At 60.9% G+C, this 19,710-nt stretch carries 15 protein-coding genes; 7 read left to right on the forward strand and 8 right to left on the reverse strand.

The features are described from left to right. Positions 1–314: 314 nt before the first annotated feature. From ALP40_RS22280 to ALP40_RS22310, 7 genes are all read right to left on the reverse strand, one after another. On the reverse strand, positions 315–1,934 hold the full coding sequence (locus tag ALP40_RS22280) for a glucan biosynthesis protein D (RefSeq protein WP_122210309.1): 1,620 nt from the start codon (positions 1,932–1,934) through the stop codon (positions 315–317). Between the two features lie 364 nt (positions 1,935–2,298). Further along, a complete protein-coding gene (locus ALP40_RS22285; RefSeq protein WP_122210310.1) occupies positions 2,299–3,228 on the reverse strand; it encodes a phosphatidate cytidylyltransferase in 930 nt (309 codons plus the stop codon). Then, a complete protein-coding gene (locus ALP40_RS22290) occupies positions 3,228–3,848 on the reverse strand; it encodes a 1-acyl-sn-glycerol-3-phosphate acyltransferase (RefSeq protein WP_122210311.1) in 621 nt (206 codons plus the stop codon). The genes ALP40_RS22285 and ALP40_RS22290 overlap by 1 nt, the downstream gene beginning before the upstream one ends. A gap of 8 nt (positions 3,849–3,856) precedes the next feature. Further along, on the reverse strand, positions 3,857–4,312 hold the full coding sequence (locus ALP40_RS22295; RefSeq protein WP_122210312.1) for a hypothetical protein: 456 nt from the start codon (positions 4,310–4,312) through the stop codon (positions 3,857–3,859). 163 nt (positions 4,313–4,475) lie between these two features. Continuing rightward, positions 4,476–5,831, reverse strand: a complete 1,356-nt coding sequence (locus ALP40_RS22300) for a phosphatase PAP2/dual specificity phosphatase family protein (protein WP_122210313.1) — start codon at positions 5,829–5,831, stop codon at positions 4,476–4,478. After that, positions 5,828–7,585: a bifunctional alpha/beta hydrolase/class I SAM-dependent methyltransferase gene (locus ALP40_RS22305; protein ID WP_122210314.1), complete on the reverse strand. Its 1,758-nt coding sequence runs from the start codon at positions 7,583–7,585 to the stop codon at positions 5,828–5,830. Before ALP40_RS22305 ends, ALP40_RS22300 begins: the two co-directional genes overlap by 4 nt. 33 nt (positions 7,586–7,618) lie before the next feature. Continuing rightward, positions 7,619–8,236 carry a CDP-alcohol phosphatidyltransferase family protein gene (locus ALP40_RS22310; RefSeq protein WP_122210315.1) on the reverse strand — a complete coding sequence of 206 codons (618 nt, stop codon included), beginning with the start codon at positions 8,234–8,236 and terminating at the stop codon, positions 7,619–7,621. 288 nt (positions 8,237–8,524) lie between these two features. Between ALP40_RS22310 and hflK (ALP40_RS22315) the strand changes: the two genes are divergently transcribed. The 5 genes from hflK (ALP40_RS22315) (at position 8,525) to cfaB (ending at position 15,977) form a co-directional block, all read left to right on the forward strand. Beyond that, entirely contained in the window at positions 8,525–10,468 is a 1,944-nt protein-coding gene (gene hflK / locus ALP40_RS22315) for a protease modulator HflK (protein WP_122210316.1), read from the forward strand. Positions 10,469–10,479: 11 nt separating this feature from the next. Then, positions 10,480–11,508 carry a protease modulator HflC gene (gene hflC, locus ALP40_RS22320; RefSeq protein WP_122210317.1) on the forward strand — a complete coding sequence of 343 codons (1,029 nt, stop codon included), beginning with the start codon at positions 10,480–10,482 and terminating at the stop codon, positions 11,506–11,508. Continuing rightward, on the forward strand, positions 11,505–12,575 hold the full coding sequence (gene hflK, locus ALP40_RS22325; RefSeq protein ID WP_122210318.1) for a protease modulator HflK: 1,071 nt from the start codon (positions 11,505–11,507) through the stop codon (positions 12,573–12,575). Before hflC ends, hflK (ALP40_RS22325) begins: the two co-directional genes overlap by 4 nt. Continuing rightward, a complete protein-coding gene (locus tag ALP40_RS22330; RefSeq protein ID WP_122210319.1) occupies positions 12,572–14,497 on the forward strand; it encodes a cation-translocating P-type ATPase in 1,926 nt (641 codons plus the stop codon). The genes hflK (ALP40_RS22325) and ALP40_RS22330 overlap by 4 nt, the downstream gene beginning before the upstream one ends. 292 nt (positions 14,498–14,789) lie before the next feature. Then, complete coding sequence (cfaB, locus tag ALP40_RS22335) at positions 14,790–15,977, forward strand: C17 cyclopropane fatty acid synthase CfaB (RefSeq protein WP_122210320.1); 1,188 nt, start codon at positions 14,790–14,792, stop codon at positions 15,975–15,977. Between the two features lie 180 nt (positions 15,978–16,157). On the opposite strand, the gene cls is transcribed toward cfaB, so the two are convergent. Next, positions 16,158–17,597, reverse strand: coding sequence for a cardiolipin synthase (gene cls / locus ALP40_RS22340; RefSeq protein WP_122210321.1), 1,440 nt, complete (start codon positions 17,595–17,597; stop codon positions 16,158–16,160). Between the two features lie 166 nt (positions 17,598–17,763). Between cls and ALP40_RS22345 the strand changes: the two genes are divergently transcribed. Continuing rightward, positions 17,764–18,285 carry a DUF3617 domain-containing protein gene (locus tag ALP40_RS22345; protein WP_122210322.1) on the forward strand — a complete coding sequence of 174 codons (522 nt, stop codon included), beginning with the start codon at positions 17,764–17,766 and terminating at the stop codon, positions 18,283–18,285. Positions 18,286–18,483: 198 nt separating this feature from the next. Further along, positions 18,484–19,710, forward strand: a complete 1,227-nt coding sequence (locus ALP40_RS22350; protein WP_122210323.1) for an N-acetylmuramoyl-L-alanine amidase — start codon at positions 18,484–18,486, stop codon at positions 19,708–19,710.

A 19,710-nucleotide genomic window follows, 5' to 3' on the forward strand; every position in this document is an offset into this window, starting at 1 on the left:
AGGATTGGCGAATTATCCGATGAGTGCCGCACCCTGAAACGTCCGATGATGTGACGCAGAGCGTCACGGGCGCCCGTAAAAAGCGGAAAAAACAGGGGCGGCGGTTCAAAGCATCCCTGTGGGAGTGAGCTTGCTCACGAAAGCGATGGTCCAGACACGCTATCTTCAGGGGCTGCACCGGCCTATTCGCGAGCAAGCTCGCTCCCTCGGGATCAGTTATTCCTGATCGTTCCCAAGCTCGCGCGTGGTAACGCCTCTCAGGACGCTCCGCATCCGCTCTGTGGCGTGACGCGGAGCCTAGGCACGATCACCGATCAGGGGTACTTGCGACGATCAGGAGCGGGCGGGAAGTACTGGTACAACCACGTTTCGCTCAGGGTACGGTCGCCGGTGCGGATGAACATGCGCATTTCCACCGGCTCCACCGAGTCGCTGTCGGGCACCCAGTCGAAAGTGATGCGATAGCCCTTGATGTCCGGCAGCACGAGGATGTTGAAGTCCTGCACCTTGCCGTGGGTCACGGTCACGATCGGCTCAATGCCGGTGCCTTCGGGCAGGCGATCCAGACCGCCGCCGTTGAAGTCCACCGCAAAGCGGCGAGCCCAGGTTTTCGGGTAATGCTCGCCCGGTGCCCAGCCTTCCAGGAAACCGCCCATGCCCGAACGTGTCGCGTGGACCTGAGCCAGCGGCGTGCTCACCGGCGGCAGCGGGCTCCAGAACAGCTTGTAGCCATAATTCAACGAGTCGCCAGCCTTGACCGGCGTCTTCGGTGTCCAGAACACCACGATGTTGTCCATCGTCTCGCCGGTTGTCGGCAGCTCCAGCAGGCTCACCTCGCCTTCGCCCCACGGCGTGATCGGCTCGACCCACAGGCTTGGACGGCGGCTGTACCACACCACCGTGTCCTGATAGCTGGAGAATTCGTGATCGCTCTGCACCAGCCCGAAGCCTTTCGGATCATTGTCGGAGAACGCGCTGAACTGCGGTTTGGCCGGGTTGTTCAACGGACGACAGATCCATTCACCGTTGCCACGCCACATCGACAGACGATCCGAGTCGTGAATCTGCGGGTGAATGGTGTCGCACATGCGGCGTTCGTGGGTGCCGCAGCTGAACATGCTGGTCATCGGCGAAATGCCGAGCTGCTGGATGTCGACACGGGCGTTGATGTGCGCGTCGATCTCCATAACCACCTGGCCCGCCTGGCAGTCGATGTCGAAGCGATAAGCGCCGGTCGCGCTCGGCGAATCGAGCAGGGCATAGACCACGAAGCGGGTGGCGTTCTTGTCCGGCGTCTCGAACCAGAATTTGGTGAAGTCCGGGAATTCCTCTTGACGCTTGGCATAGCTGTCGATGGCCAGACCGCGTGCAGACAAGCCGTACTGCTTGTTGCTGTCGACTGCGCGGAAGTAGCTGGCGCCCAGGAACGAAACCACGTCGTTGATGGCGATTTCAGGCGCCTTGAACAGCTTGAAGCCGGCAAAGCCCAGATCGCCCTTCACCAGATTCTTGTCGATGCCGCTGCTTTCGTAGTTGAACAGGTCGTGGCGGAAATGCACTTCGCGCGCCTGCTTGCTCTGCGGGTCGACGCTGTACATGCGCACGGGCGTCTTGAAGCCCGCGCCAACGTGGAAGAAATGCACGTCCAATTGACCGTGGACGTCTTTCCACAAGGAGTGTTCGGGGTCGTAGCGAATGGCGTTGAATTGCTGTGGCGTCAGGTTCGCCAGTACCGGTGGCAAGACCTGCTTGGTGCTGACATAACCTTTGCCAGCCAGCTTCTTCGCGTGGGCCTGCAACTCTGCAAAATCGAAGTGTTCGATTTCACCATCCGCCGCTGCGGCGAGTGCTCGGGCAGCAAAAAGCCCTGAAGCCGACACGCTGCTATAAGCGGCCAACGCCACGGAAGCTTTCAAGAGATTCCTGCGATTCATAAGGGTGAAGCCTCTAGGTAATTCTGTGCGTCCTGCACAAAAAATGGCGCGCCAACGACTCCTTGCCGAACGCAAACTACCCACAACAGATAACAAAGACGAGATCCGGTTCGAAAATTGGCCGAAAAAAAACGCCGCCCAGGGTGAATGAAAACGGCGTTGGCCACATGAAACGGTCGATTTTCAGGTCTGTGTCGATGACCCGATTTCGCTCATCGCCGCTTGGCGCAAGGCCTGCGAGTGAATCGGGTATGGATGGCCATTCGACGGTTCGTGTTTGCAGCGCGCCGAAACCGTGATGGCCATGCAATATTCAGCAATCATTTTGCCGTCCGGCAGAACTGCCAGACACGCGTCAGGGACCTCACGTCCACCAGTAACGCACCAGGTGGAAGAAGATCGGCGCGGCGAAACACACTGAGTCCAGCCGGTCGAGCATGCCGCCGTGACCCTCGATCATGTGGCCCCAATCCTTCACGCCTCGGTCGCGTTTGATGGCCGACATCACGATGCCGCCCGCGAAGCCCAACAGGTTGATGAGCAGTGCAATCAACGCTGACTGCCACGGATTGAACGGTGTGATCCACCACAACGCTCCGCCAATCAGCGACGCCAGCACAATGCCGCCGACGAAGCCCTCGACCGTTTTGGAGGGCGACAGGTTGGGCGCGATCTTGCGCTTGCCAAACAGCTTGCCGCACACGTACTGCAGCACGTCCGAGATCTGCACCACGATCACCAGATAGGCAATCAGCAATAGGTTGCGACCTTCGTAGCCCGCGATGTCCAGTGTCAGCAATGCCGGCACGTAGGAGACGCAGAACACCGCGATCATCAGGCCCCACTGCACCTTGGATGCACGCTCCAGGAAGTGTTTGCTGTCGCCGCCCAGCGACGCCAGGATAGGCAGCAGCAGAAACACGTAGACCGGAATGAAGATCGAGAACAGCCCGTACCAGTTCATGGCGATCAGCACGTACTGAAGCGGCAACGCCAGGTAGAACGCTGCCACCAGCGCGGGGTAGTCGCTGCGCCGGGTGGGCGTCAGGGTCAGAAACTCGCGCAGTGCGTAGAACGACACCGCGTAGAACAGCAGGATGACTGCGCCCTGGCCAAGCCAGAAGGCAATGCCGATCACCACCACCATCACCCACCACGCATTGATCCGTGCGTTGAGGTTGTCGATGACCGAGTTGGGACCGTCCGCTCGCCGCTTGAGGACGTAGCCGATCAGCGAGGCCAGCAGCAGGACCGCGCCGATGCCCATGAACAGCAGTTGAGTCTGGTTATCCATTACAGCGGCTCCGGTGCCAAGGCCAGCAGTGCATCACGACTGCGGGCGAGGAATTGCTCTTTGCTCTCTTCACTGTCCAGCCGCAGCGGTGCGCCGAAGCTGGTTGTGCATAACAACGGCAGCGGCAGCATTCGGCCTTTGGGCATGACTCGGTTGAGGTTGGATATCCACACCGGCACCAGATCCACCTGGGGATAACTTTTCGCCAAGTGATACAGCCCGCTTTTGAACGGCAGCAGGCCTTCGTCCGGGTTACGCGTGCCTTCTGGAAACAGGATCAACGAGTCGCCGCTTTCCAGGGCCTCAAGCATCGGCTGAAGAGGGTTGCTCTCCGGCGTACTGCGCGTACGGTCGAGCAGCACGCCGTTGAACACGCGGTTGATGATGTAGCGCCGCATGGGGCTGGACTGCCAATAATCAGCGCCTGCGACGGGCCGGGCGGTCTTGCGCAGGGCCGGGGGTAGCGATGCCCAGAGCAGCACGAAGTCGCCGTGGCTGCTGTGGTTGGCGAAGTAGATTCGCTGTCGCGGTTCAGGCGTGCAGCCCAGCCACAGGCTGCGAGCGCCGGTGATACTGCGCGCACCGGCAGTGATGATCGTGGCGACCAGAGGTTCGAGCATGACAATTCCTATTGAGCGAAGGACAGCCAGGGGAAGACGAATATGACGCCCAGCAGCCAGAGCAACTGCAGCACGATGTAACGGATTTGAAGACGCAACTGTCTGAGCGCACCCTGAGTACGAAGCGCCCACGTGCGGCCGCCTTTTTCCGCAGGCTGCAACCTGAGGTCGACCAACACCTGATCCAGTTCATGGGTGCGATCGCTCAACTGGCTGGGACGATCAGCCATGTGCTGGAACAGATCGGCATCGAACGCGACCCGGAACGCCTGGGATTTTGCCAGCGCGCCGGTCAGTACCATGCAGGCCACAAGCACCATCATGAGAATGTTTGCAGAACCTATCCACAGCTGCATCAGGCCAAACAGCAGGCTCAACAGCAACAGCCCTGTGGATAAATAATCCAGTGATCGACCGCGACGAAGCAGCGCGGCGACCACATGCAATTGCATTTCCAATGACATGATTGAGCACTCCTGTGGATAAGAGGGTTCTTACTGCATGTATAAAACTATCGTGGGAGACGGCTTGCCAAAGTGCTGCATCCGCAGACAGGTCCGCTCCCACAAAGTTTGCTGCGCGACAGCGCTACGTCGATGACGCCGTGAGGCCTCCCACCGTCCTGTGTCATCTCATGACCCGCGGTGTGTCGGCTACAGGCGCTTTTACTGAATATCCAGCGAAGGCATTCAAGATATCCACATGCCCGCTACGTAGGACAACACTCGGCCTGGCCCGGCGAATCAGCTCGACCGCGTTATCCACAGATCGCGCTCGTCCGCTGAGCAATAACCAGGCAGCCACGGCCATTGCGCTGCGTGAATAGCCCAATGCGCAGCACACCAGCAATGGGCCATGCGAGCGCAAGCGCTCAATGGCTTCAGCCGCACGCTGACATTGCTCCACAGTCAGCGGCGCCAGATCCAGCGCGGCGACCTGTTGATAATTTCGCGCACCCGCTTTCAGCGGTAACTCAGCACACATATCCACAACCGCATTGAAGGGTTGCAACTGTTTTTGGTTCGGAATACGGCCCAGCCAGACGTTGTCCACAACCTGATCGGGACTGGGTCGTTTATTTGTCCACAAGCGCGAATTTATCCACGCCCCGATCAAGTAAGGTGCCATCAGCCAGCAGGACGCTGGGGATAACGTTCCATCGGCGCGTTTTTGAAAACCCGCGGCACCGAACAGCAGATAATTGAGGGCGACCAACAGCAGGGACAGTGCAGGCCACGCCAGCCAAAGCCAGCCGCCGCCCAGCGTGAACACCGGGATCGCCAACAGCAGCGCGCCGATGCCGTAATACAGCGCCAGCTTGAGGCGTTGTGTCTGTTGCGTCACGCGTGCGGCCAGTAGCGGACTGCGGCCTTGGTCCGGCCAAAGCCAGATGCACAGCCAACCGGCGAGCGCGCCTGTGGGTAAGTCGATGAAGTGATGCTGGTAGGTGGTCAGTACTGACACGCCGATCAGTGCGAACCAGATGTGCAGCAACCCGCGCCATGCGACGTGGAAGTGTCGCGCGTAGCGGTCGTAGCAGACCCAGAGCACCACCAGCAACGCGATGTGCAGCGATGGCGCCTGATTGAACGGCTTGTCGAACCCGGCCAGCACCGCGAACAGCCAGCCGAACAGGCCATCCAGTTCCGGGCGCTCGAAGGTAAAACGCAGCGGCCAAAGCAGAAAGCAACTGACCGCGATCAATTGCGCGCTGAACAGGCGTAACGCGTGGGTATCCAGCTCCCGGCGAGTGAGGCAGGCCAGCAGCGAGAATCCGTAAAGCAGGTCGATGGACCAGTAGGGCACGATGGTCCATGCCCAGAACGGCATATGGCTTTCCCAGCCAAATGCCAGGCTGCCGACGTCATCACGCTGGGACGTGTACCAAGTGGCAAAGCCGTAGCTGGCGAAGAAGAACGGCGCCAGCACCAGCAGCCAGACGACCGCTCTTTTCCACAGGCCCGGCTCCCGAAGCCTGCTCACTGGATGCGCTGCGCAAGGGACACCGTAAAAATCCCCCATTCATCCACACGCTGGGTGATCTTGCGAAAGCCTGCTGCCTCGACCAGTTGATCCATCTCCGACTGGCTGCGACGGCGCATGACCCAGGCCTGCCCTTGCCGATGGCTGGTCAGGGCGCGGGCGATCAGCTCCAATTGCGGGTGCCACGGCTGACCGGTGTACACCAGATAACCACCAGGCTCGATAGCGGCTGCAAGACCGGCCAGCGAATCGCCGACCATCCGGTTGCTGGAGAACAGCTCATACAGGCCCGACACCACCGCCAGCGTCGGCTTGGGGTCGAGCGCCGACAGATCGTCACGGTCAAAAGCGTCGCCTTTGACGAAGCGTGCCACCTCTTCGAGGTCTTTCTGCTCGATCAATAGGCTGCCGTCGCGCACGTTGATGTCGCTGTAGTCACGTAGCAGGATCGACTCTGGCAGCGGATCGACGCCCTCAAGCGACTCCAGAATGTAGCGGCCATGCCCGGCGGCGATATCGACGATACGCACCGGCTTGCCCTGATTGCGCAGGTGCGCCATCGCCAGGCGCAGCAATTCTTCGGCATGCAGCTTGCGCTGACGGATGCCGCGCCAGCCGATGGATTGCAGATAATTCTTGTCGATCATCCGGCCCAGCGCGCCGGTGCCGGTGGGTTTGTTGCGATAGACATAATCCAGTGTGCTGCCGGAATCGAAACCCGTATCGAAGCCCAGTTTCACGCCTGTGGATAACTTGCTGCCCAGGCGCATGCTGGCGCGCGTCATGCGCCAGTACAAATCGCGTAACGAATTACGGGGCAAGGGCGCAGCGAGTTCTTCGGACTCGGCGCAGGTTACGCCCAGCGTGTCGGCGTCCAGCAGGGAAGGGCGCGCCACTGGCGTTTCGAAGTTCTGCAGTACGAAGCGCCGTGCTCGGCTGACCGCGAGATGACGATCCCGCTCGCCCAGTGTGTCGTGGAAGAATCCCGGCAGGATGTGTTTCTCCTTGCGCACGCTGCCCAACCGGTCGAAAAACTGTTCCTGCGGACCGCGATGCACCACGAAGTCCGAGCCGGATATCAACAACTGCGTCGGAATCTGGATGGCCTGTGCATCGGCAACCACCCGGTCGGCGGCTTCGTAAAGGCCCAGCAGCACGTTTACCGAAATCGCCTTGGTGATCAGCGGGTCGCTTTCATAAGACGCGATGCGCTGTGGGTCGTGGCTCAGGAAGCGTGCCTTGACGTAGCTGTTGACGAAGAAGTTGCCCTTGAACTTGCGCAGCAGTGCCAGCCCCGAACGGGCAAAGGGCACGTACAGCTTGACCTTGAAGGCGGGCGAGGCGAGGACCAGCGAGCGGATCTTCGGCGCGTAGTCGTGAGCCCAAGTGGCCGCAATGACCGCGCCGACGCTCTGGGCGATCACCGCCATGTTCTCTTCAGGGATGTCGAAGGTCGCGCTCAGGTGGTCGACGAAGGTCTGCACGTCCCGCACGCTGGTCGCAAAGCTTGGGCTGTCACCGCGAGCACCGGGCGACTGACCATGGCCGCGCGCATCCCAGGCGAAGAAATCGAAACCCGGCAGGTCCAGTTCATCGACCAGATGCGCGATGCGTCCCGAGTGTTCATGACCCCGGTGGAACAGCACGACGGCTTGTCGCGGCGCGTCGTCGACCTGCGTAACCGCAGGCCAATGGCGGTAGAACAGCTCTACCCCGTCATGAGTCGTGAAGCGCCGATCATTCATCTCACGCATTGCAACTTCCTTAGGCCGGAGGCTTTTGGCTGCTTATTCTTGAGGGGCGGTGCGTTCTTGCAGGCCGCGCCGAACGCGGTTGTACAGGGTATAGATCAACAGTGCGCAGACGATGGCGAGCACTATATTTATCCACAGGGCAGCGAGCCAGCCAATGGCAACGCCGGCCCCCAGTACGCCGAACACCAGCGCACGGTCGCTCTTGCCCATCGGGCCGTCGTAGCGCCGTGATGCGCCGACCATCGGGCCGAGCACGCCTGCGTATTCAGTGAAAATCGCCAGCAGGGTCACCGCCAACACCAGTACGAGGCTGACATCAGGGATCAACGCGAAGGGCAGAAACAGCGCCGTATCGGCGACGACATCGGTCAGCTCATTGAGGTAAGCCCCGAGTCGGGATTTTTGGCCGAACTCGCGTGCGAGCATGCCATCGATGGCATTGAGGGCCATGCGCAGGATCATCCACAGCGGGATGAGTGCAAACGCAGCGTAGTGAGGCACCGATAACGCTACGACAACGCCGATCAGCAGCGACACGAAGCAGGCGGCAATCGTGACCTGATTGGCCGTCACGCCCTTCTCGTACAGGCGCTGTACTGCGGGCCGCAACAGGTTTTGAAAGCGGGGTTTGAGCTGATAGATAGAAATCAACGAAGCGCATCCATGTCTGTGGATAACTACATAAAGCCCCCGCGCTTAGGGAGTGCGGCAGGGCCAGCCGCTAGTGAAACATAATGTGACCTGTATCACGCAGTGCTGTTTGTGCGATATGTCTCATCGTTGAGAAATCGTACGCTCAAGGCCAACTGAACACCGGTTGAACCTGACGAAAATTTCACGGCAAGTGTTACATCGTAACGCTATGATGCGGCAGCATTCAGACCGCCGATGCAGGCCTCCAGCAGGCCAAGGGCGACAGTGAGCAGGTTCGGGGTAGTGATGCGGGTTGATCTGGATGTAGAACACGCAGGCCTTGAAGGTCTGCCGCGTTTTCAAATGGCTTCGCGTCAGGTTCGACGCCTTGCACAGCTTATGTACATCGCCGCAGGGTTTGGCATTGCCGGGCTGGTGCTGGCGTTTTTTATCGATCTGTTTTCCCCGGGTTCTGTGTGGATGGCGGTGCTGGTCAACGGCAGCGCGGCGTTGCTGCTGCTGGCCGCAGGCTTGCAGTCGGCACGTGGCGTGGCGCTCTGGCGTACCCGCGCACTGGATTCACCGGTTGCCGTCGAACCCGCCCTTGCGACGCCTGACGTCGACGAAACGGGCTGGTACGAACGCCTGCTCACTCGCCTGAGCGAGTCCGGTGACTCGTTGCTGCGTCAGATAGGCACCTCGACCTTGTGGCTTGCGGGGTGGGCGCTGTGGGCGCTGATCAGTGTTCAGTCGATCTGGAACCTGACGCTGCTGGGCAACGAGATATCACCGATCGCCAATCTGGCCGGCAGCCTGCTGTTGTTGCTGGCGTTTGGCTTGTTGGTGCTTGAGCGGCAGCTGAGCGGCGAAGCCCAATGGCCGGAGGCCGAACCGCTGTCCAGGCTGGTGCGCATGACAATCATCGTGTTGATGGTCGGTGCGGTGTGCCTGTTCTTTTCCAGCGCTGACCGGGTGTGGCCCGCGCGTCTGGCGGTGTTGATCGGCCTGCTGCCAATGGCGGTCGCCATCGAATTTCTCGTTCGCGCCGCGCTGTCGTTGTTCAGCCCGCGCAACGAGCGGATCGAGCCTCGTCTGCTGGCGAGCAGCTTCATTGCCGACCTGCTGCGCTGGCCGCCGCGTCCGCTGATGGCGCTGCAGCACGAACTGCACAACCGCTTCGGCATCGATCTGCGCCAGATTTGGGCCTTCACTTACATGCGCCGCGCCTTTTTGCCGGTGCTCGCGGTTGTGGCTGCCTTGGGCTGGGCGCTGACCGGCGTGCATGAAATACCCCTGCAAGGGCGGGGCATCTACGAGCGCTTCGGCAAGCCGGTCGAGGTATGCGGCCCGGGTCTGCACGCCGGTTTGCCGTGGCCGTTCGGTCGCGTTCTGGCCGTCGAGAACGGCGTGGTACACGAACTGGCGACCAGCGTTTCGTCAGCCAGTGAGGCCGAGCAGACTGCCGACCCTGCCGAGGGGCCCGCACCGGCCAGCGCCAATCGCTTGTGGGACGCCAGCCACATCAACGAAAAATCCCAAGTCATCGCCAGCAGCGCAGGGGCCAAGCAAAGCTTTCAGATCGTCAACATGGACGTGCGCTTCGTCTACCGGATTGGCCTGACCGACGCTCAAGCCCTGGCGGCGACCTACAACAGCGCCGACGTTCCAGCCCTGATCCGCAGCACCGCCAGCCGCGTGCTGGTACACGATTTTGCCTCACGCACCCTTGATGAATTGCTAGGTGAGCAGCGCAGCGGTTTGGCAGACGACATTGGCAAGTCCGTGCAGGCCGACTTGCAGCGTTTGAACAGCGGCGTGGAAATCCTCGCCACCGTGGTCGAGGCGATCCATCCGCCCGCCGGTGCCGCCAATGCCTATCACGCGGTGCAGGCGGCGCAGATTGGCGCGCAGGCGTTGATTGCCCGTGAGCGTGGCGCGGCCAGCGACAGGGCCAATCAGGCTCAGCTCAACGCCAGCGTCGCCCACGATCAGGCCAGCGGTACCGCCCGCGAAGTACTGGCCACGGCTCAAGGCGCCGACCTGCGTTTCGATGCCGAGCGCAAGGCTTACACCAACGCCGGGCAGGCGTTCCTGCTGGAGCACTACCTGACCCGCCTTACCGAAGGCCTGGGTAATGCGAAGCTGTTGATACTCGATCACCGTCTGGGCGGCGATAACGCGCCGACCATCGACCTGCGTTCCTTCACACCACCGGCAGACCCAACGGCGCCGCGTAAAGCCGCTCAGTAAGGAGTCGTCCCTTGAGTCTGTTCCATCATCATCACGATCACAGCGACCACGGTGCCCACGACCATAGCGGTCATGGCCATCACCATCATCATCACGAAGCGGCAGGTCCGGCCGCGTTTCCCTGGCGGCGGGCGAGTCTGGCCGCGGTGTTGATCGCGTTCGCCCTCGCAGCCGCCAGCCTGGTGCAGGTGCGTTCCGGTGAGGCAACGGTGGTCACCCGTTTCGGCAATCCGTCCCGTGTGCTGCTGGAGCCTGGGCTGAACTGGCGCTGGCCTGCGCCGTTCGAGGCGACCATTCCGGTGGACCTGCGCCTGCGTACCACCTCCAGCGGTCTGCAGGACGTCGGTACGCGTGATGGCCTGCGGATCATCGTTCAGGCTTATGTGGCCTGGCAGGTTCAGGGCGACGCGGATAACGTGCAACGCTTCATGCGTGCGGTGCAGAACCAGCCGGACGAAGCGGCACGACAGATTCGTACCTTCGTCGGCTCGGCGCTGGAAACCACGGCGAGCAGTTTCGACCTGTCGAGCCTGATCAACACCGACGCCAACAAAGTGAACATCGCCGCGTTCGAGAACCAGTTGCGTCAGCAGATCGATCAGCAATTGCTCGTCACCTACGGCGTGCGGGTGCTGCAGGTGGGCATCGAGCGCCTGACACTGCCCTCGGTGACGCTCAACGCCACGGTTGACCGCATGCGCGCCGAGCGCGAAACCATCGCCACCGAACGCACCGCCGTGGGCAAGCGCGAGGCGGCGCAGATTCGTTCGGCCGCCGAGCGCGATGCACGCATCGTCGAAGCTGATGCCACGGTCAAGGCCGCTGACATCGAGGCTCAGTCCCGTGTCGAGGCTGCGCAGATTTACGGCCGGGCGTACGCCGGTTCTCCCCAGCTCTACAACCTGCTGCGCTCACTGGACACGTTAGGCACGGTGGTCACGCCCAGCACGCGGCTGATTCTGCGCACCGACGCCGCGCCGTTTCGGGTGCTGGTCGATGGCCCGCCGACGCTGGAAGGCAAGAGCGGATCGCAGCCATGAGTGCGCCTGCTGACGACACCACGCCTCAGCGCCCGGCCGTCAACGGGCCTTGGTTGCAGGCCAGCCGCCTGGCGTTTCTGGGGTTGTACGGTGTGACGCTGCTGGCGGCGCTGGGCTGGATCACCTCCAACGTGCGCCAGATAGACCCGCAAAACCGCGCCGTGGTCATGCGGTTCGGGGCGCTTGAACGTATTCAAAATGCCGGCTTGCTGACGGCCTGGCCACAGCCGTTCGAGCAGGTGGTGTTGCTGCCTTCGGCAGACCGGGTCATTGAGCGTCGGGTCGAAACCCTGCTGCGCTCGCCTGCTGCCCTGAAAGCCGATGAGATTGCCACGCTGTCCGCACCCATCAGCGACGCGTTGGCAGGCTCGGGTTTTCTGCTGACGGGGGACGCCGGTGTGGTCCAGCTGGATGTGACGGTTTTCTATAAGGTCACTGACCCGTATGCGTTCGTGTTGCAGGGCGATCATGTGCAGCCTGCGCTGGACCGGCTGGTCAATCGCAGTGCCGTGGCGCTGGCTGCGGCGCGAGATCTGGACACGATTCTGGTTGCACGGCCCGAGCTGATGGGCACTGACAGCCAGGCGGCCGAGCGACGTGAACGCCTGCGCGGCGATCTGGTGCGCGGCATCAATCAGCGTCTGGCTGCGCTGAAAGACGCCGGAATGAGCATCGGCATTGAAGTCGCCCGTGTCGACGTGCAGTCGAGTTTGCCGCCCTCGGCCGTCAATGCCTTCAACGCGGTGCTGACGGCCAGCCAACAAGCCGATCAGGCCGTGGCCAACGCGCGGACCGACGCCGAAAAGCTGACCCAGACCGCCAATCAGCAAGCTGACCGTACCGTGCAGGTCGCCCACGCTCAGGCGTCCGAGCGACTGGCCAAGGCGCAGACCGACACCGCGACAGTGGTCAGCCTGGCGCAGTCCGGGCAGAACCGGAACGATCCCGACCTGATGCAGCGTATCTACCGCGAACGGGTGCCCGCCATCCTGCGCCAGGCAGGTTCGGTGACCACGGTCGATCCCAAAGACGATTCCCGCCTGATCATTCAGGGAGCACAGCAATGAGTGGCGAAGCCGTTCACACCCACGAGCCTGCCAAACCACAAGCGGCGGGCAGCATGTTGAGCGGTGCCGAGCAGCGCAGCGCCGCCCGCCAGTTGACGCTGGCCATGCTGGCGCTGGGCTTGTTGGGGCTCGGCCTGATCTGGCGCTTTATTGCGCCGGAGCAGAACGGGGTCAGCCAGCTGTTGCTGGGTGCTGCGTCCCTGCTGGTCGCCATTCCGGTGGTCAGTGCCGGCTGGCACAGCCTGCGTCACCCGAGCCTGCACGGCATCACCGATCAACTGATCGCGCTGGCCATGCTGGGCGCATGGGCCACCGGCGACCTCATGACCGCTGCCTTGCTGCCCATCATCATGATCTTCGGCCACGTGCTGGAAGAGCGCAGTGTAATCGGCTCGCAGGAAGCCATCGAGGCACTGGGGCGTCTGACCCGCAGCCATGCCCGGCTGCTGAGTGCCGATGGCAGTATTCGCGAGGTGGACAACACGACCTTGAAAGCCGGTGATCAGGTTGAAGTGCGGGCAGGGGACCGGGTGCCTGCGGACGGGCGGGTGTTGTCGGGTCAAGCCAGCCTCGACACGTCTTCGATCACCGGCGAGTCGGTGCCGCTTGAAGCAACGGTAGGTGTTGAAGTGTTCGGGGGCGCGATCAACCTGGATGGGCTGCTGCGCATTGAAGTGACGCGCATCGGTGATGAATCCACGCTGGGCAAGGTCATCGCCCTGATGCAAAGCGCCGAACGCTCTAAGCCGCCGATTACACGCTTGCTGGAGCGTTACGCAGGCAGCTACATGGTGCTGGTATTGCTGATTGCCGCGCTGACCTGGTTCATCACCCACGACGCCCAGGCCATGTTGGCCGTGCTGGTGGCCGCCTGTCCGTGCGCCCTGGTGCTGTCGGCTCCGGCCACCGCCATCGCCGGTATTGCCGTCGCGGCACGCCACGGGATTCTGATCCGCAGTTCGGCCTTCCTGGAAGAACTGGCGGACCTGACCTCCTTGGTGGTGGACAAGACCGGAACACTGACCTTCGGACGACTGCGCCTGCAGTCGATCCAGGCCCGTGGAACGCAGCATGCGCAGTTACTGGAGCTGGCGGCCAGTCTCGGTTCTGCGAGCAGTCACCCGGTCAGTCGCGCCTTGGCCGGGCTTGTGGATAAAAGTGCGCTGCTGCCACTGACCGATATTCGCGAGCGTCAGGGGCTGGGCGTGGTGGCCTCGACCGCGCAGGGTGATGCCGCGCTGGGTCGTCCTGAATTGTTCGAGCAACTGGGCATCGTCACTTCCGAGGTGCCTGAGCACGACGGGCCTTTGGCAGGCCTGTCGCTGAACGGTGAGTTTCTGGCCTGGCTCCTGCTGGCCGACACGCTCAAGCCCGAAGCCAAAGCCGCGCTGCTGGAGCTTCGTGACTTGGGCATGGGCCGACAACTGCTGCTGACCGGCGACCGCCAGGGTGTGGCCGAACACCTTGCTCGCGATGTCGGCATTGCCGATGTTCAAGCCCAGGCGTTGCCGGAGGACAAGCTCAACAGGGTCACGCGCGAGATCGCCAAGGGTTTCAGGCCAATGGTAGTGGGTGACGGCGTCAATGACTCGCTGGCGTTAAAAGCGGGCGTGGTGGGCGTGGCGATGGGGGCGGGTGGCGCAGACATCGCGCTGGCTTCTGCCGATATCGTTCTGATCGGTAGCGATCTGCGACGGCTGGGCACTTGCGTTCGGCTAAGCCGTCAGTGCCGTCGGACGTTGCAAGTCAATGTGATCATTGGTCTGGGCTGGACGCTGGCCATCGTTGCTCTGGCCGCTTTTGGTCTGTTGGGTGCAGCGGGGGCGATGATCGCCGCCATTCTGCACAACCTGAGCACGTTACTGGTGCTGGCAAATGCCGGGCGTCTGCTACGTTTCCAAGAGCCGCTGATCAAGTTATGAGCCGCTTTGCAGGCATCGAGCGGAGCGGTTTCGCCTGAAAAGCTTCGGTCATCACAACGTGTTTAAGTGTCAAAAATGGCTTGAGCTTTGAAGAACTCTGTTACAGATTAAGAGTCACTCATCAAGAGTGCAGTCCAAATTCAGGCTGTCGTCTGGCTCGAGTCAGTGGGCACAAGGTTGTTCCCGGAAGTTGATTCAATGCAGTTTCGCCATCGCCAATAGCCTATCGGCCCTGTTGGGGGGCTTGTCTTGGATGCTCTATTCGAGTTTCTGGATAAGGGGGTGATTCATCATGCTCACGCAACTTCCGTCGGCCTTGCAGAGCCTTCATCTGCCGCTACGTCTCAAGCTGTGGGACGGGCATCAAATGGATCTGAGGCCTGAGCCCAGCGTCACGATTGTCGTGAAGGATCCGCGACTGGTTTCCGATTTCACCCACCCCAGCCTCGATCTGCTGGGCAGTGCGTTCGTTGAAGGACGGCTTGAGCTCGAAGGCTCCATCAGCGAGGTAGTGCGCGTCTGTGACGAGCTGACTCACGCGCTGGTCGAGGAGGACGATGTTTACGATGCGTCCTCCCATACCCGTCACGACAAAGACACCGACGCCGCGTCGATCTCGTACCACTACGACGTGTCCAACGAGTTCTACCAGCTCTGGCTCGACAAGGAGATGGTTTACTCCTGCGCCTATTTCAAGACCGGTAACGAGTCGCTGGAACAGGCGCAGCAGGACAAATTCCACCACCTGTGCCGCAAACTGCGCCTCAAGCCCGGCGAGTACCTGCTGGACGTCGGCTGCGGCTGGGGCGGCCTGGCCCGCTTCGCTGCGCGCGAATACGGTGCCAAGGTGTTTGGTATTACCCTCAGCCGCGAACAGCTCAAGCTCGCCCGTGACCGTGTCACGGCAGAAGGGCTTGATGGTCAGGTCGAACTTCAACTGCTCGACTACCGTGACCTGCCGCAGGATGGCCGCTTCGACAAAGTCGTCAGTGTGGGCATGTTCGAGCACGTCGGCCACGCCAATCTGCCGCTGTACACCCAGCGCCTGTTTGGTGCGGTGAAGGAGGGTGGGTTGGTGATGAACCACGGCATCACCGCCAAGCACACCGATGGACGTCCTGTTGGGCGAGGGGCGGGCGAGTTCATTGGCCGCTACGTCTTCCCCAACGGCGAACTGCCACACATGGCAATGATCAGCGCCTACATCAGCGACGCAGGGTTTGAGGTGGTCGACGTCGAAAGCCTGCGGCCGCACTACGCCAAAACCCTGGAGCACTGGAGCGCGCGCCTTGAGTCACGCCTCAATGAAGCCGCTGTCATGGTCCCCGAACACACGCTGCGCATCTGGCGCCTTTACCTGGCTGGCTGCGCTTACGCGTTTGCGCGGGGCTGGATCAACCTGCACCAGATACTGGCGGCGAAGCCTTTTGCGGACGGTACGACCGTGCTGCCGCTGACACGGGAGGATCTTTATCGGTGACTCAGGGCTAAAGACTCTCTGGCAGCAATCCATTGGCTGTAGGAAGCCTGCATCTTTCCGAGATGGTTTCTGATCCACCGCTTGTGCAGGTTTTGCTGCCGGTGCCAGGCAGATCGCGACAAGTCCGCTCCTACGCTGTTTGATGCCAGATGGTGCTGCGGAGGCTGCCTTCCTTGACCCTTACAAAATCGGTGAAATCAACCGGGCCACACGCATGCCCAATTGATGCAGCCGACGCGTCTCGTGGCTTTCCTGAATCGAGATTTCACGCGCCAGGGCGAAGTCGGCATTGAGCATGGCCTCAACCTGATTCGAAAAGTCGCTGTCCACGGTCAACAGCATCAATTCGAAGTTGAGCCTGAACGATCGGTTGTCGAGGTTAGCGCTGCCGATGGCGGTGATTTCGTTGTCCACCAGCACCACTTTCTGGTGCAGGAAGCCCGGTTCGTAACGAAATACCCTCACGCCAGCACGTACCGCATCGAAGGCATACAGGCTGGACGCGGCGTAGACCACGTAGTGATCCGGGCGTGACGGCAGCAGCAGACGCACGTCCACGCCACGCAGTACCGCCAGACGTAGCGCGGCCGACACTGCCTCGTCGGGGATGAAGTAGGGGCTGGTGATCCAGACGCGCTCTTCAGCCGCGTGGATGGCTTCGACGAAGAACAGCGAGCAGGTTTCCTGCGCGTCTGCCGGTCCGCTGGCCAGCAACTGGCACAGCACGCCATCTTCAGGAAAGGTTTCCGGCAGGCTTAAAGGCGGTAGCTCGCGAGTTGCCCAGAACCAGTCTTCGGCAAACGACTCTTGCAGGCAGGCAACCACCGGCCCGATGACCTCGACATGGGTGTCGCGCCACGGTGCCAGGGGCGGCTTTAGGCCCATGTACTCGTCGCCGACGTTGTGCCCGCCCATATAGCCTTTCAGGCCATCTACCACCACGATCTTGCGATGGTTGCGAAAGTTGATCTGGAAGCGATTAAGCCAGCCGCCGTGAGTGGCAAACGCTTTAATCTGCACACCGCCAGCGCGCAATGTCTCAATGTAATCGGCGGGCAATGCATGGCTGCCGATCCGGTCATAGAGCACGAAGATCGCCACGCCTTCAGTGGCCTTTTCCAGCAGCAGTGTTTGCAACTGCCTGCCCAGTGCGTCGTCGTGAATGATGAAGAACTGGACGAGTATGGTTTGCCGCGCCGCTCGGATAGCCTCGAAGATCGCGCCAAATGTCTCCTCGCCATTGATCAGCAGCCGGACCTTGTTGTTGGCCAGCGCCGGCATGTGTCCGAGTTTGGGCATAGCACGCAGCGAGGTATAGGCTTTGGAGCGCCGCGCCGCGACAGCTTCTTCGATCCACGGCCGCCAGTTGAGGCTGCCAATGGCCACGCGCATTTCCTGGTTCGCTTCGCGACGCGCCTTGATGTACGCATCAAACGAACTGCGGCCAAACACCAGATAGGGAATCAGTGTGAAATAGGGGATGAACACCAGCGGCATCGCCCAGGCAATTGCGCCTTGCGAAGTACGTACGGTCAACAGTGCATGAATGGCAGCACCGGTGCCCAGCAGATGAATGAAACCCAGGAGGTAACCGAAAAAATACGGGTCGTGGTAATCCATGTGGAACAATGCTCCTCGGCTTTGCTGCCTAACAGACCACAGCTGAACGGGAATGTCGCTATTTTATTCCGCGTGCAACTGGGCAGCGCTTCCGTCGTCTAAGCCTCATCTTCTGGCCGGTTGTCCCGGCCTTGTTTCTCTGTCATTGCCGCTCAGGAAAAATCAAATGAACAAACGTATGTTGGCCTTGATGTTTTGCCTGGCAACGCCGCTGGCTCAAGCGCAAATGCTGCAACCAGGCTTATGGGAGCTGACGTCCAGCAACATGAAGGTGGACGGTCAGCAATTGCCTGATTTGCAGCTGATGCTGGGGCAGCTGAAAAATCTGCCGCCTGAACAGCGGGCCATGATGGAGCAGATGATGCAGAAGCAGGGCGTCACACTGGGCGGCCAAGGGGTGCGGGTTTGCCTGACGCCGGCGCAAGTGAAGTCAGATGACATTCCGCTGACTGATCCCAAATCCGGCTGCACGCAAAAGATCACCGCACGCAACGGCAAAACCTGGAATTTCCAGTTCAGTTGCCCCAAAGCACAGGGAACAGGGCAGGCACAGTTCCTCAGTGATCGTGAGTTCACCACCAATGTCGTGGGTACTTTCAACGCCACCGGCCAACAACAGAACGGCAGCATGGACACCCGAGCCGTTTGGTTAGGCGCGCAATGTGGCACCGTCGCACCACGTACTTGAGCCAATTCAGACGCTTACGTTCCACGTGGAACATTCCTGAAATAACGGACGTTTTATTGTCATTCGTTGGAATGTTCCATGACGTAATCTTCATGAAGCGCTTCATATTTCATTCGTAACTGCATGTTATATTGTTACTAATGTCATGGATGAACCCTTCATGAGCCGGGATGCTCGTTTTTGCGCTTGAGACATCCCATGCACAGACGCCAAATGCTGCTCAATATGCTCCTGGCCGGTGCGGCCCTGACCTTGCCGTTAGGCGCTTATGCCACGCAAATCCGCAACGCGCGTCTATGGCGTACCAACGACAAGCTGCGTCTGGTCCTCGATCTCAGCGGACCTGTGCAATACAAAACCTTTACCCTCACCTCTCCTGACCGTCTGATCATCGACGTCAGCGGCTCGCGGCTGACCGGTGATTTCAGCCAGCTGGCCCTGGACCGAACCGTCATTACGTCCATTCGCTCCGGCCACTACGGCACAGGTGATGACACGCGCATTGTTCTGGACCTGACTGCACCCGTGCAGTTGAACAGCTTTTTGCTCGGGCCTCAGGGCGATCAAGGTCATCGTCTGGTGCTGGACATGAGTTCCACAGTGCGTGAACCGGTGAAAATGGCCGAGTTGCCACCGCCGGTTCCGGTCAAGCAGCCCAGCAAGGCGCGCACGGGTGGACGCGACATCATGGTCGTGGTCGACGCAGGTCACGGCGGTAAAGATCCTGGTGCAGTGGGTTCCAGAGGCGAGCGAGAGAAAGACGTGGTGCTGTCGATCGCGCAGTTGCTGGCCAAGCGTCTGAAGCGCGAAAAAGGCTTTGATGTGCGTCTGGTGCGCAACGACGACTTCTTTGTACCGCTGCGCAAGCGCGTCGAATTTGCCCACAAATCCAATGCCGATATGTTCATCTCCGTGCATGCCGACGCAGCACCACGGCTCACGGCGTCAGGCGCTTCGGTGTTTGCGTTGTCAGAAGGCGGCGCGACGTCTGCCACCGCCCGTTTCATGGCGCAGCGTGAGAACGGCGCGGATCTGTTGGGCGCAAGCTCGCTGCTTAATCTGAAAGACAAAGACCCGATGTTGGCCGGTGTGATTCTCGATATGTCGATGAACGCGACCATCGCCGCCAGCATGCAACTGGGGCACACCATTCTGGGCAGTCTGGAAGGCATCACCACGCTGCATCAGAAGCGCGTGGAACAGGCTGGCTTTGCGGTGCTCAAGTCACCGGATGTGCCGTCGATTCTGGTCGAGACGGGATTCATCTCCAATACGCGTGACAGCCAGCGTCTGGTCACGGCACGTCATCAGCAGGCAGTTGCCGACGGACTGTTCGAAGGTCTGCAACGCTACTTCCAGCGCAATCCGCCAATGGACTCGCACATGGCCTGGATGCAGGCGCAGAAGCAGGAACAACAGGTCTGA

The organism is Pseudomonas viridiflava (assembly GCF_003702045.1).
GTDB classification, from domain to species: domain Bacteria; phylum Pseudomonadota; class Gammaproteobacteria; order Pseudomonadales; family Pseudomonadaceae; genus Aquipseudomonas; species Aquipseudomonas viridiflava_C.